13 protein-coding genes and 2 tRNA genes are annotated in these 12,648 nt (G+C 66.6%); 6 read left to right on the forward strand and 9 right to left on the reverse strand.

All coding sequences use genetic code 11. From position 1 onward, the window contains the following. Positions 1-291: 291 nt before the first annotated feature. The 3 genes from L5G32_RS13835 to thiL are packed head-to-tail and all read right to left on the reverse strand — an operon-like array spanning position 292 to position 2,475. Positions 292-969, reverse strand: coding sequence for a uracil-DNA glycosylase (locus tag L5G32_RS13835; RefSeq protein WP_237011651.1), 678 nt, complete (start codon positions 967-969; stop codon positions 292-294). Further along, the gene (locus L5G32_RS13840; RefSeq protein WP_237011652.1) at positions 966-1,490 is read right to left on the reverse strand and encodes a gamma carbonic anhydrase family protein; all 525 of its coding nucleotides are present in this window, start codon (positions 1,488-1,490) and stop codon (positions 966-968) included. The genes L5G32_RS13835 and L5G32_RS13840 overlap by 4 nt, the downstream gene beginning before the upstream one ends. Before the next feature lie 16 nt (positions 1,491-1,506). Further along, positions 1,507-2,475: a thiamine-phosphate kinase gene (thiL, locus tag L5G32_RS13845; protein WP_237011653.1), complete on the reverse strand. Its 969-nt coding sequence runs from the start codon at positions 2,473-2,475 to the stop codon at positions 1,507-1,509. A 59-nt stretch (positions 2,476-2,534) separates the two neighbouring features. Here thiL and L5G32_RS13850 point away from each other — a divergent pair, with 59 nt between their 5' ends. Next, positions 2,535-3,077, forward strand: coding sequence for a DUF3515 domain-containing protein (locus tag L5G32_RS13850; protein WP_237011654.1), 543 nt, complete (start codon positions 2,535-2,537; stop codon positions 3,075-3,077). A 17-nt stretch (positions 3,078-3,094) separates the two neighbouring features. Here the strand turns inward: L5G32_RS13850 and L5G32_RS13855 are convergent, their stop codons facing one another. After that, entirely contained in the window at positions 3,095-4,105 is a 1,011-nt protein-coding gene (locus L5G32_RS13855) for an NAD(P)H-dependent glycerol-3-phosphate dehydrogenase (protein WP_237011655.1), read from the reverse strand. A gap of 114 nt (positions 4,106-4,219) precedes the next feature. Here L5G32_RS13855 and cofC point away from each other — a divergent pair, with 114 nt between their 5' ends. Genes cofC through L5G32_RS13870 form a run of 3 tightly spaced genes read left to right on the forward strand, consistent with a single transcriptional unit; the run spans position 4,220 to position 8,046 of the window. After that, positions 4,220-4,927, forward strand: a complete 708-nt coding sequence (gene cofC, locus L5G32_RS13860; protein WP_237011842.1) for a 2-phospho-L-lactate guanylyltransferase — start codon at positions 4,220-4,222, stop codon at positions 4,925-4,927. Then, positions 4,914-7,127, forward strand: coding sequence for an RNA degradosome polyphosphate kinase (locus L5G32_RS13865; RefSeq protein ID WP_265739022.1), 2,214 nt, complete (start codon positions 4,914-4,916; stop codon positions 7,125-7,127). Before cofC ends, L5G32_RS13865 begins: the two co-directional genes overlap by 14 nt. Positions 7,128-7,140: 13 nt before the next feature. Further along, a complete protein-coding gene (locus L5G32_RS13870) occupies positions 7,141-8,046 on the forward strand; it encodes an NUDIX hydrolase (protein ID WP_237011657.1) in 906 nt (301 codons plus the stop codon). A 12-nt stretch (positions 8,047-8,058) separates the two neighbouring features. On the opposite strand, the gene L5G32_RS13875 is transcribed toward L5G32_RS13870, so the two are convergent. The 3 genes from L5G32_RS13875 to leuC all read right to left on the reverse strand — a co-directional run bounded on the left by L5G32_RS13875 (position 8,059) and on the right by leuC (position 10,920). Then, entirely contained in the window at positions 8,059-8,691 is a 633-nt protein-coding gene (locus L5G32_RS13875; protein WP_237011658.1) for an HU family DNA-binding protein, read from the reverse strand. A 175-nt stretch (positions 8,692-8,866) separates the two neighbouring features. Continuing rightward, on the reverse strand, positions 8,867-9,454 hold the full coding sequence (leuD, locus tag L5G32_RS13880; protein WP_237011659.1) for a 3-isopropylmalate dehydratase small subunit: 588 nt from the start codon (positions 9,452-9,454) through the stop codon (positions 8,867-8,869). 29 nt (positions 9,455-9,483) lie between these two features. Further along, positions 9,484-10,920, reverse strand: a complete 1,437-nt coding sequence (leuC, locus tag L5G32_RS13885) for a 3-isopropylmalate dehydratase large subunit (protein WP_237011660.1) — start codon at positions 10,918-10,920, stop codon at positions 9,484-9,486. Positions 10,921-10,997: 77 nt separating this feature from the next. Between leuC and L5G32_RS13890 the strand changes: the two genes are divergently transcribed. Together L5G32_RS13890 and L5G32_RS13895 are read left to right on the forward strand one after the other, a co-directional pair. After that, a complete protein-coding gene (locus L5G32_RS13890) occupies positions 10,998-11,699 on the forward strand; it encodes an IclR family transcriptional regulator (RefSeq protein WP_237011661.1) in 702 nt (233 codons plus the stop codon). A gap of 15 nt (positions 11,700-11,714) precedes the next feature. After that, on the forward strand, positions 11,715-12,212 hold the full coding sequence (locus tag L5G32_RS13895; protein WP_237011662.1) for a TIGR03618 family F420-dependent PPOX class oxidoreductase: 498 nt from the start codon (positions 11,715-11,717) through the stop codon (positions 12,210-12,212). Positions 12,213-12,395: 183 nt separating this feature from the next. Here the strand turns inward: L5G32_RS13895 and L5G32_RS13900 are convergent. Together L5G32_RS13900 and L5G32_RS13905 are read right to left on the reverse strand one after the other, a co-directional pair. Then, positions 12,396-12,468, reverse strand: a tRNA-Glu gene (locus tag L5G32_RS13900). Positions 12,469-12,518: 50 nt separating this feature from the next. Next, a tRNA-Gln gene (locus tag L5G32_RS13905) sits at positions 12,519-12,590 on the reverse strand. Positions 12,591-12,648: the final 58 nt, after the last annotated feature.

Consider the following 12,648-nt stretch of genomic DNA (forward strand, 5'->3'; position numbering starts at 1 on the left):
TTCGACACGTCCCCTTCACGACAACCACACAGGCGTCAGTCTCGACTCAAGTCAGAACACGCCCCCGAGGACCCACCCTCCATCCTCACTGTCTCGACTCCGCTCGACCAGCGGACCGGGGCTCGACGGGCGGGGTCTCGACTCCGCTCGACCAGCGGACCGGGGCTCGACGGGCGGGGTCTCGACTCCGCTCGACCAGCGGACCGGGCTCGACCAGCAGGGTCTCGACTCCGCTCGACCAGCAGGACCGGGCTCGACCACCATTCGCTGATCGAGCGGAGTCGAGATCCGTTACGGCAGGCGCCAGTCGACCGGATCGCCGCCGAGGTCGAGGAGTTCTTCGTTCGCGCGGCTGAAGGGTTTCGACCCGAAGAAGCCGCGCGAGGCGGAGAGCGGCGACGGGTGCACCGACTCGATCGTCGGAACGTCGGGCATCCACTCGACGAGCTTGCGCGCATCGTTGCCCCACAGGATCGCGACGAGCGGCTCGTCGCGGGCGGCGAGAGCTTTGATCGCGCACTCGGTGACGATCTCCCAGCCCTTGTTGCGATGTGACGCGGGCTCGCCCGGCATCACCGTGAGGACTCGGTTCAACAACAGAACGCCCTGCTGTGCCCACGGCGTGAGATCGCCGTTCGAGGGACGCGGATGACCGAGGTCGTCGCAGTACTCGGTGTAGATGTTCTGCAACGACCGCGGAACCGGCTGCACGTCGGCCCCGACCGAGAAGCTCAGACCCACCGCGTGGCCGGGCGTCGGATACGGATCCTGGCCGACGATGAGGACCCGCACGTCGTCGAACGGCTGGGTGAACGCGCGCAGCACGTTAGCGCCTGCGGGCAGATACCGACGCCCCGCCTCGATCTCGGCGCGTAGGAACTCGCCCATCGCAGTGATCTGCTCCTCGACGGGTGCGAGCGCCTGCGCCCACCCCGGGTCGAGGAGTTCGTGGAGTGGCTTGGGGCTCATCGATCGATCCGCCGCAGGTTCGTCGAATAGAACTGCGCGTTCTGATAGTAGAGCTCGGTGTTCGCCGTCAGATGCCCGTCGGCCACCACATATCCTTCACGAACCTTGGCCGGCACGCCGAGCGCCATCGAGCGCTCGGGCACGAAGGACTTGTAGGAGACGACTGCGCCCGCGCCGATGATCGAACCCGCTCCGATCGTCGAACCGTTCAGCACCACCGACCCCGACGCGATCAGACAGTCGTCGCCGATCTCGGCCCCTTCGATGTGCGCGTTGTGTCCGACGACGCAGCCCGCGCCGATCTCCGTCGGCTCGGTGAACGTGCAGTGGACGACGGTTCCGTCCTGAATGTTGGTGCGGGCGCCGACCGTGATCGTCCCGTAGTCGCCGCGCAGTACCGCACCCGGCCACACTGAGACGCCGTCGCCCAACGTGACGGCGCCGATCACCGTCGCGTCAGGATGGATGAACACGTCTTTCCCGAGGGTCGGCTCACGATCGCCGAGTGCATAGACAGCCATGCGTTGCATCTAATCATCACGTCTGTGTGAACGACTGCCAGCCCCGTATCGAGCCGACGGGCTCACCGTCGACGAAGGCCCCGACGCCTGCGGAGGCGACACCGATGCGAGTCCAGTCCGCAGGCACTGCGTCGGCGGGAAACGCCGCGAGCAGGACGTGGTCTTCACCGCCGCCGAGCGCCCAGCGCACCGGGTCGACGGCGAGGTCGTCGCCGACCGCATCGAGGCCGTCGACGCGCGGCACGGACGCCGACTCGACGTCCAGACGCATCCGCGACGACGCCGACAGTGTCACCAGTTCTTCGACGAGCCCGTCGGACACGTCGGTCATCGCCGTCGCGCCCGCCCGCGCAGCACGGGGGCCCGCGCCCAGATCCGGCTGCGGCAGCCGATAAGCGGCCAACGCCACCGGATGGCGGTCGTGCAGAGCGGGATCCGCCCCGTGTTCGACTGCTGACAGCACCGCGAGACCGCCTGCCGCACCGCCGAGCGGTCCACTGACGGCGAGGACATCGCCTACCCCGACGCCCGAGAGCGTGACCGGAGCGACGCCGTCGAGCACGCCGATGGAGGTCACCGTGATCACCGTCGTCGGCGACGACACGAGGTCCCCGCCGAGCACTCGGGCGCCGTACGCATGGGTCTGCTCGACGATGCCCGCATTGATCGCGAGCAGTCGGTCCACCGGCGTCTCCGGCGGGCAGCCGAGGGAGACGGTCGTTCCGGTGAGCCGCCCGCCCATCGCCGCGATGTCTGCGGCGCTCTGCACCACTGCTCGAGCGCCGATCTCTGTCGGGGTCGACCAGTCGAATCGGAAGTGTCGTCCGGCCACTGCGGTGTCCGTGCTCACGACCACCGGCCCATCGGCGGTGAACACGGCAGCGTCGTCGCCCGACCCGATCACCACGTCGTCGTCGGCCGATGTCGCCGCCTCGGTGAACATGGCGATCAGGCGACGTTCACCGATGTCACTCACAGTCTGCATCGACCCGATCCTACTGGCAGGCCCCAGGGCTCGGCCGACCGCTGGCTATCCTGAATCCCATGGCCGAATCCTCCGATGACGAACAGCGTTCACCCCTCAGCCCGGCACTGATCGCGACCCTGGTCGCAGTCCCGGTGATGGTGATCGCCGTGTTCATCGCCTTCGCCGCGGTCAAGTACTCGAATCGGCCGGACAGTGAATCGACTCCGGTCGACGACTATTCGACCGCGCAGGGCGAAGGCTCCGAGAAGTGTCCGGCGTTCATCGACGCTCTGCCCGACCGGCTCGGCGACTTCGACGGGAAAGCCGTCGACGGCACCACCGTCCGCTGGAGCCGCGAGGGCTCAGACCCGATCGTCGTCCGCTGCGGCGTCTCCCGGCCCGACGAATTGGCGCCGACCAGCGCGCTGCAGGTCATCGACCCGGTGCAGTGGTTCATGACCGACACCGTTCAGGGACGCGGGCAGGCCTACGTCAGCGTCGATCACCGCCCGTACATCGCCATGTGGGTCCCCGCGGGTTCGGGCAACGCGCCGATCACCGATATCTCGGCGCTCGTCGCACAGAGACTCGATCGCGCGCCCCTCGACTTCGGGAAATAGCGCAGACCCTCGTACGGTCAGATCGGGCCGTACACCTCGGGTTTCGTCGACCGCCCCAAGAGACTGCTCACCATGTCCTGCACGCCCATTCCCTCGTGGCAGAGTTGGTAGACGGCTTCGGTGAGCGGCATCTCCACCCCGTGCGCCTGAGCGAGGGCGCGCACCGACCGGCATGACTTCACGCCTTCGGCGACCTGCCCGTTGGTCGCCGCCTGCGCCTCGTCGAGGTTCGCTCCTTCACCGAGCCGCGCACCGAACGAGCGGTTCCGCGACAGCGGCGACGAGCACGTCGCGACCAGGTCACCGATCCCGGCGAGCCCGGCGAGCGTCGTGATGTCCGCGCCGAGCGCCGCCCCGAGCCGGATGGTCTCGGCGAGTCCGCGAGTGATGATCATCGCCAACGTGTTCTCGCCGTACCCGATCCCCGACGCGACCCCGCAGGCGAGAGCGATGACGTTCTTGGCTGCGCCGCCGATCTCGCATCCGACGACGTCGGTGTTCGTGTACGGCCGGAAGTATCCGGTCGCGAACGCGTTCTGCACCTGCTTGGCCCGCTCTTCGTCGACGCACGCGATGACAGTCCCCGCGGGCTGCCCCTGCGCCACTTCGCGAGCGAGGTTCGGGCCGGACAGGACGGCGATCTGCTCCGCCGGGAAACCGGTGACCTCGGCGATCACTTCACTCATCCGCTTGCCGCTGCTCACTTCGACGCCTTTGGCCAGCGACAGCAGGATCGCGTTCGGCGACAAGTCGTCGAGCCACTGGGAGAGGTTGTCCCGCAACGACTGCGACGGAACGGCGCAGACCACGAGCTCGCGCCCGGCCAAAGCCTCCGCCGGTTGGCTCACGGCGCGCAACGTGTCCGGCAGCGTGATCCCCGACAGGTAGTCGCCGTTCACATGGTCGACGTTGATCTGCTCGGCCAACTCGGGTCGGCGGGCCCACATCACGACGTCGTTCCCGGCGTCCGCCAGAACCTTCGCCACCGCGGTGCCCCACGAGCCGGAACCCATCACCACTGCACGCACACGCAACTCCTCACACCGGTCCACACGAGAGTGAGTTCAGCCTAAGCCATGCGATTGCCGTCGCACCCGATTCGCATCGACCCGATCACCGACTCGGCATTCTCGTGCTGCACGATGGTTGCCATGGCCACTGCAGCGTCGACGTCGGCTCGGTGCACTGTCGTGCTCGCGGTGAAGTCGTTGTCGGACGCGAAGTCACGGCTGACCCCGCTCCCGGCTTCCGCGGATCGTCGGGCGCTCGTAGCCGCCATGCTCCTCGACACGCTCGACGCCGTCGCTGCGATCGGAGCCGCCGCCGTGGTCGTGAGTCCCGACGCGGACGTGCACGGCCTCGCCGCCGACACCGGTGCGCGGGTCCTCGACGAGCCGGGGCCGGCCACGGGGCTCTCCTCGCTCAACGCCGCGCTCGCCCATGGCGCCGCACCGACCGGGCCGACCGCCTTCCTTCAAGCAGACTTGCCCGCCCTGCAACCAGACTCACTCGCCCAGTCGCTGCAGGAGGCAGCGCTCGCACTGAAGTCCGCGCCGGCCGCCTTCGTCGCCGACCGGTCCGGGCACGGCACCGTTCTGCTCGTCGCACACCCTGGCTTCACCCCGCGGTTCGGTGCCGAGTCGGCGCAACGGCACCGCGATGCGGGGGCGGTCGAACTCGATCCCGATCGTCGACGCTGGCCAGACCTCCGGACCGATATCGACACCCCGGACGACCTCGCCGTCGCCTCTGAGATAGGGCTCGGTCCACGGACACTCACCGCACTCGCCCGCCCGGCGAACGGCGCGCCGGGTTCGACAGGACAGTCCGCCGCGGATGCGGCACAATGAACCGGTGAGCACCGCCGACGACATCGAGACCGCATCCCTGACCGCCTTGCCGTCAGCTCTGCCCGCCGAGACTGTGACTCCAGAGCTCGACGCGGACCTGCCTGCGGCCCGCTACCTCAACCGCGAATTGGGGTGGCTCGACTTCAACTCCCGTGTCCTGGCACTCGCCGAGGACCAGTCGATGCCGATCCTGGAACGGGCCAAGTTCCTCGCGATCTTCGCGTCCAACCTGGACGAGTTCTTCATGGTGCGCGTCGCAGGCCTCAAACGCCGCGACGAGACCGGACTGTCTGTGCGCTCCGCGGACGGACGTTCGCCCCGCGAACAGTTGCAGATGATCGCGTCGCGTTCCCGCAAGATCGCCAATCGCCACGCCCGGGTGTTCATCGACTCGGTGATCCCGGCGCTCGAAGCCGAGAACATCCGCCTCGTCGAATGGTCTGATCTGACGCAGGACCAGCAGTCGCGACTCCGTCAGCACTTCCACAACGAGTTGTTCCCGGTCCTCACCCCGTTGGCGGTGGATCCGGCGCACCCGTTCCCCTACATCTCGGGGCTGAGCCTGAACCTCGCGGTCACCGTCCGCGACCGCGCCGAAGGCAGTGAGCACTTCGCGCGAATCAAGGTCCCCAACAACGTCAATCGGTTCATCCGGGTCGACACGTTGACCGGCGAGAGCGAGCGGCGGTCCGAAGACATGCCGCAGCCGCCCGCCCTGTTCCTGCCGTTGGAGAAGGTGATCGCGGCCAACCTGTCCGAGCTCTTCCCCGGCATGGACATCGTCGACCACCACTTGTTCAGGGTGACGCGCAACGCCGATTTCGAGGTCGACGAAGACCGCGACGAAGACCTTCTTCAAGCGCTCGAACGAGAACTGGCACGCCGCCGTTTCGGCTCGCCGGTCCGCCTCGAGGTCGGCGACGACATGACCGATCACATGCTCGAGATGCTGCTGCGCGAACTCGACGTCGATCCGGGCGATGTCGTCCAGATCCCCGGGCTCATCGATCTGACCGCACTCTGGCAGGTGTACGGCCTCGATCGGCCTGCACTCAAAGAGCGGCCGTTCGTCCCCAAGACGCATCCGGCGTTCGGTGAGCGCGAGACGCCCAAGAGCATCTTCTCGACGCTCCGCGACGGCGACGTCCTCGTCCAGCACCCGTACGACTCGTTCTCCACGAGTGTGCAACGGTTCATCGAACAGGCCGCCGCCGACCCGCATGTGCTGGCCATCAAGCAGACGCTGTACCGGACATCGGGCGACTCCCCGATCGTCAACGCCCTCATCGACGCGGCCGCGGCAGGCAAGCAGGTCGTCGCCCTCGTCGAACTGAAGGCCCGGTTCGACGAGCAGGCCAACATCAAGTGGGCGCGCAAACTTGAGCAGGCCGGCGTCCACGTCGTCTACGGTCTCGTCGGTCTGAAGACGCATTGCAAGACCTGCCTGGTGGTGCGCCGCGAGGGTTCGACGATCCGCCGCTACTGCCATATCGGCACCGGAAACTACAACCCGAAGACGGCTCGCCTGTACGAGGACGTCGGCCTGTTCACCGCGGCTCCGGAGATCGGCGCCGACCTGACCGACCTGTTCAACACGTTGACCGGGTACTCACGCAAGAAGGAGTACCGCAACCTTCTCGTCGCGCCCGCAGGCATCCGCACGGGCATCGTGGAACGGATCGACGGCGAGATCCGTGCCTTCGAGAACGGTGACACGCGAGCGCGGATCCAGCTCAAGGCCAATGCACTCGTGGACGAGCAGGTGATCGATGCGTTGTACCGCGCGTCGCGCGCAGGCGTGCCGGTGGACGTCGTGGTCCGCGGGATCTGCGCACTCAAACCCGGTATCGCCGGACTCAGCGAGAACATCGTCGTCCGATCGATCCTCGGCCAGTTCCTAGAGCATTCACGCATCCTCCACTTCGGAGCGCAGGACGAGTACTGGATCGGCAGCGCGGACATGATGCACCGAAACCTGGACCGGCGTGTCGAGGTGATGGTTCAGGTGCGTGATCACCGTCTGGTGGCCGACCTGCAGGACATCTTCGATTCGGCCATGGACCCGCGCACCCGGTGCTGGGAACTGCGGTCGGAAGGCAACTGGGAGGCCCGTCCGGCGGCCGGCGAAGAGGTCCGTGACCATCAACGGAGAATGGCCCGCCGCTCCCGTCACCACTTGGAACCCCACGACGGCAGGTGAGGGGAACAGCCGGATGAGTTCGTCCTCGCAGAAAGTGGTGTGGGCCGCGGGCGGTGTGCTGTGGCGTCGCTCGGCCGCGGGAATCGAAGTGGCGCTGGTGCACCGTCGACGGTACGACGACTGGTCGCTGCCGAAGGGAAAGACGGAGCCGGGGGAACTCCTCGTCGCCACGGCGGCACGCGAACTCGTCGAAGAGACCGGCTACGAGGTCCGGATGGGCCATCGGTTGATCACCGTCGAATACCGGCTCGGTTCGGGCGCCCTGAAGAAGGTCGCCTACTGGTCGGTGGCCGCGACCGGCGGAGAGTTCGTCGTCAACCACGAGTGCGACACGCTGCGGTGGCACTCGATCGACGACGCCATCGCGAAGGTGAGCTACGCAGCCGACCGAAAGGTGTTGCGTACTTTCGCTTCCAAGCCGGTCGACGAATTGCACACGATGCTGCTGGTGCGGCATGCAAAGGCCGGGCGACGTGCGAAGTTCCGCGGCGACGACCGCGACCGTCCCCTCGACCAGGAGGGGCGCCGCCAGGCGGCCGCACTGACCGAGTTGCTCGGATTGTTCGGCGCGCATCATCTTCACGCGGCCGATCGTCTGCGCTGCGTGCAGACTCTCGTACCGTTGTCGGAGGCGCTCCGCGAGTCCATCGAAGTGGAACCGACACTCACCGAGGAGGCGTACGCCGCCGACCCCGATGCATCGTTCGAGCGACTGCTAGCCCTCGCTGCCAGCGACGAACCGGTGCGCGCGGTCTGTAGTCAGGGCAAGGTGATTCCGCCTGTGCTCGCTCGCTGGGCGGAGCGAGACGGCGTCAGGTTGCCTGCGTCCCGGAACCGGAAGGGCAGCGTGTGCGTCCTGACCCTGCGCGGCGACACCTTGATCGCCGTCGATCACATCCCCAGCCCGTTCGCGGACTGACGATGTTCGAGGTCACTTCTTCTTAGCGGACGACTTCTTACCCGATGACTTCTTGGAAGCGGACTTCCCCGCATCAGACTTCTTAGCCGCGCTCTTCGGAGCCGGTGACTTCTTCGTCACAGTCTTCGTCGTCGCAGTCTTCGCGGCTGCAGTCTTCGTCGTCGCAGTCTTCGCGGCCGCAGCCTTCTTAGCTGGCGCCGGCTTGGCCTCGGCCTTCTTAGTCGCGGCCTTCTTCGCAGGCGCCTTCTTTGCTGCGGTCTTCTTCGCTGCAGTCTTCTTCGCCGCGGTCTTCTTGGCCGCCGTCTTCGTGGGCGGTACGGCGTCGGGGGCGGCCCTCTTCACAGCGGGCTGGCCCGCAGACAGCTTCTGTTGTCCGGCGACGATCGCCTTGAACTGGGCGCCCGGTCGAAAGGACGGGACCTGGGTGGCCGCGACCTTGACCGTCTCGCCGGTGCGCGGGTTCCGCGCGACACGAGCCGCGCGAGCTCGCTTCTCGAAGACTCCGAATCCGGTGATCGTCACGCTCTCGCCCTTGTTCACGGCGCGCACAATGGTGTCGATCAGGTGCTCGACGGCGGTGTTCGCCGTCTTTCGATCGGCGTCGAGGCTCTTAGCGAGTTCCTCGACGAGTTCTGCCTTGTTCATTCAAACCTCCGCGGATCACGCCGACTCGGCTCGCCAGCTATGTCACACGGTAGAGGAAAACATGTCGCAGATCACAGAGACTCTCCGAAAAAGGTATTCACCGGATCGACACCGAACCCCCGCCGCGACACCGGATTCGGAGTCGAGACGGGGGTCGAGTGGGTCGTGCGATGTTTCAGAGGGTCACCGGTTTGAACGAGGGGCGACGCTTTTCGTAGGTCCCGATCTCGTCCACCTCACGCAGAGTGAGGCCGATGTCGTCGAGGCCTTCCATCAGGCGCCAGCGGGTGTAGTCGTCCACGTGGATCGGTACGACGAGGTCGCCCGCAGTAGCAGTCAACTCCTCGAGACTGACGGTGATCTCCAGTCCGGGCTCGGCCTCGAGTCGCTTCCACAGCAGTTCGACGTCCGACTGATCGGCTTGGGCGGCAAGCAGTCCGGCCTTGCCCGAGTTTCCGCGGAAGATGTCGGCGAAGCGTGACGAGATGACGACGCGGAACCCGAAGTCCATGAGTGCCCAGACGGCGTGCTCACGCGACGATCCGGTACCGAAGTCCGAGCCTGCCACCAGGACCGACCCCGTGGACCAGGGCTCGTTGTTGAGGATGAAGTCCGGATCGGTGCGCCAGCTCGCGAACAGGCCGTCCTCGAATCCGGTCCGGGTGACTCGCTTGAGATACACCGCGGGGATGATCTGGTCGGTGTCGACGTTGCTGCGCTGCAACGGAACTCCGATGCCGGTGTGCGTAGTGAAGGCTTCCATGTCAGTTCTACTTTCTCAGCTCGTCGGGGTCAGACCAGGTCTGCGGGAGCAGCGAGCCGGCCGCGGACGGCGGTCGCGGCCGCCACGGCAGGCGAGACGAGGTGGGTCCGGCCGCCCTTGCCCTGGCGACCTTCGAAATTGCGGTTGGACGTCGACGCGCAACGCTCCCCCGGCGACAACTGATCGGGGTTCATCCCCAAGCACATCGAACAACCGGCCATCCGCCAGTCGGCGCCCGCCGCCGTGAAGATCTCGCCGAGTCCCTCTTCTTCGGCCTGAGCACGCACCTTCATCGATCCGGGGACGATCAGCATGCGCATCCCATCGGCCACCTTGCGGCCGGTCAGGATCTCGGCGACCGAGCGCAGGTCCTCGATACGACCGTTGGTGCACGACCCCACGAACACCGTGTCGACTTCGACGTCGCGCAGCGGGGTTCCCGGAGTCAGCCCCATGTACTCGATCGCACGGGCTGCAGCGGAGGACTCGTTCTCGTCGACGATGTCGGCGGGATCGGGAACGCTCGCGCCCAGCGGCAGGCCTTGGCCCGGGTTGGTACCCCAGGTGACGAACGGGGTCAGCTGGGAAGCGTCGATGCGGACTTCGCGGTCGAACTCGGCCCCGTCGTCGGTACGCAGACTGTCCCAGTACTCGACGGCCGCATCCCAGTCGTCGCCCTGCGGCGCGTTCGGGCGACCCTTGAGGAACTCGTAGGTCGTCGCGTCGGGGGCGATCATGCCCGCACGTGCACCGGCCTCGATCGACATGTTGCAGATCGTCATGCGCGCTTCCATCGACAAGCTCTCGATGGCCGAGCCGCGGTACTCCAGGACGTGCCCCTGGCCGCCGCCGGTCCCGATCTCGGCGATCACCGCAAGGATCAAGTCCTTGCTCGTCACGCCGTCGGGCAGTTCGCCGTCCACGGTGATGGCCATGGTCTTGAATGGGCGCAACGACAGCGTCTGGGTGGCCATCACATGTTCGACCTCGGAGGTGCCGATGCCCATGGCGAGGGCTCCGAACGCACCGTGCGTCGACGTGTGGCTGTCGCCGCAGACCACCGTCATGCCCGGCTGGGTCAGCCCGAGCTGAGGTCCGACGACGTGCACGATCCCCTGCTCGGCGTCGCCCATCGGGTGCAGGCGGACGCCGAACTCCTCGCAGTTGCGACGCAGGGTCTCGACCTGCAGCGCGGACACCTGGTCGGCGATCGGGCTGAAGATGTCCGTCGTCGGGACGTTGTGGTCCTCGGTCGCGATGGTCAGGTCCGGGCGGCGGAGCTTGCGACCCGCCACGCGGAGACCGTCGAAGGCCTGCGGGCTGGTCACCTCGTGGACGAGGTGGAGGTCGATGTAGATCAGGTCCGGATTCGCATTGCCGTGCGCGTCCACTTCACCGGGCACCACGACGTGGTCGTCCCACACCTTCTCGGCCAGCGTGCGCGGCTTCGCGTTCTTGTCACTCATGAGCCACTCGGTTCTTTCCTTCGACGGGCCGCCCCGCCGATACTTGATCTCATTATTTGGACAGCTAGTATCGTCCTATGGGAAAGGATAGCGGAATCGGCGTGCTCGACAAATCCGTGGCGGTCTTGCACACCGTCTCGGCCGCACCACGCAACCTCAACGAACTGTGCGAGGCCACCGGGCTGCCTCGCGCCACCGCACACCGCCTCGCCGTAGGACTAGAGGTCCACGAGTTCCTCACCCGAGACGACTCCGGACGGTGGGTCCCCGGTCCGGCGCTCGCTCGGCTCGCCGCGACCGCACACGACCATGTGCGCGAAGCCGCTCTGCTGGTACTTCCCGGGCTGCAGGAGTCCACCGGCGAGTCCGTTCAACTGTATCGCCGCGAAGGCGCAGTCCGCGTGTGCATCGCCGCGTCGGAACCGCCGACCGGCTTGCGCGACACCGTTCCTGTCGGGACCCGACTCACCATGGCTGCCGGATCTGCGGCCAAGGTCCTCGCCGCGTGGGCCGCCCCGGACACCCGCTCGATGCTCTTATTGGACGCCGCCTACACCGACCGCACCCTCGCCGACATCCGGCGACGCGGCTGGGCACACAGCGTCTCCGAACGAGTCGACGGCGTCGCGAGCGCGTCGGCACCGGTCTACGACTCGGCGGGCGACGTGATCGCGGCCGTGTCGATCTCCGGCCCGATCGGCCGATTGGGTCGCAAGCCGGGCGAACGCTATGGCATGGAACTGATCTCGGCGGCTTCGGACATCAGCGCCCGATTGTGAGTTACGTTCTCACACATGGGAACCAACCGACGCAGTGAGATCGTCATGTCCGACGACGAGGTCGAAGCGTTCATCACCGAGCACCGCACAGCGACCTTCGCGACGTACGGCAAGGACGGCATCCACCTGGTGGCCATGTGGTACGCCGTGATCGACGGCGAGATCTGGATCGAGACCAAGGCCAAGTCGCAGAAGGCCGTCAACCTGCGGCGTGACTCGCGGGTCACGGTGTCGATCGAAGACGGTCTCACCTACGACGCCCTCCGCGGCGTGAGCATCTCCGGCCACGCCGAGATCTACGACGATTCCGACACGTGCCTGAAGGCCGGAATCGGCGTGTGGGAACGCTACAACGGGCCGTACACCGACGACCTGCGCCCCGCCGTCGAAGCCATGATGCACAAGCGCGTCGCAGTCCGCGTCGTCGCCGACCGTGTCCGGTCGTGGGACCACCGCAGACTCGGACTCCCCGAGATGCCCCTCGCCGGCTCGACGGCGCAGTACTACGAGTAGGCGCGAGTGGCCGAACAGTCGTCCGGGAAATCAACGCTGTAGTTTGCTGCCAGTATGTGGCAGCAAACTACAGCGTTGCGGTCTCGACTCCGCTCGACCAGCGGGGGTGCGTCTCGACTCCGCTCGACCAGCAGATAGAGAGAAGAAGAAGACCCTCACCGGATGATGAGGGTCTTCTCGCTGTAGCCCCGACGGGATTCGAACCCGCGCTACCGCCTTGAGAGGGCGGCGTCCTAGGCCGCTAGACGACGGGGCCCTAGAACAACTCTTCAATTGTAAAGTTCACAAATCGCTCCGCGAACTTCGCTGGGGTACCAGGACTCGAACCTAGAATGGCGGTACCAGAAACCGCTGTGTTGCCAATTACACCATACCCCAAGGGATTTGACCCGGACTGCGTCGGTCACCGTGAGTGGACCGGCGCTTTCCTGGCCGG

Origin of the sequence: Gordonia zhenghanii (genome assembly GCF_021738965.1) — a bacterium.
GTDB lineage: Bacteria > Actinomycetota > Actinomycetes > Mycobacteriales > Mycobacteriaceae > Gordonia > Gordonia zhenghanii.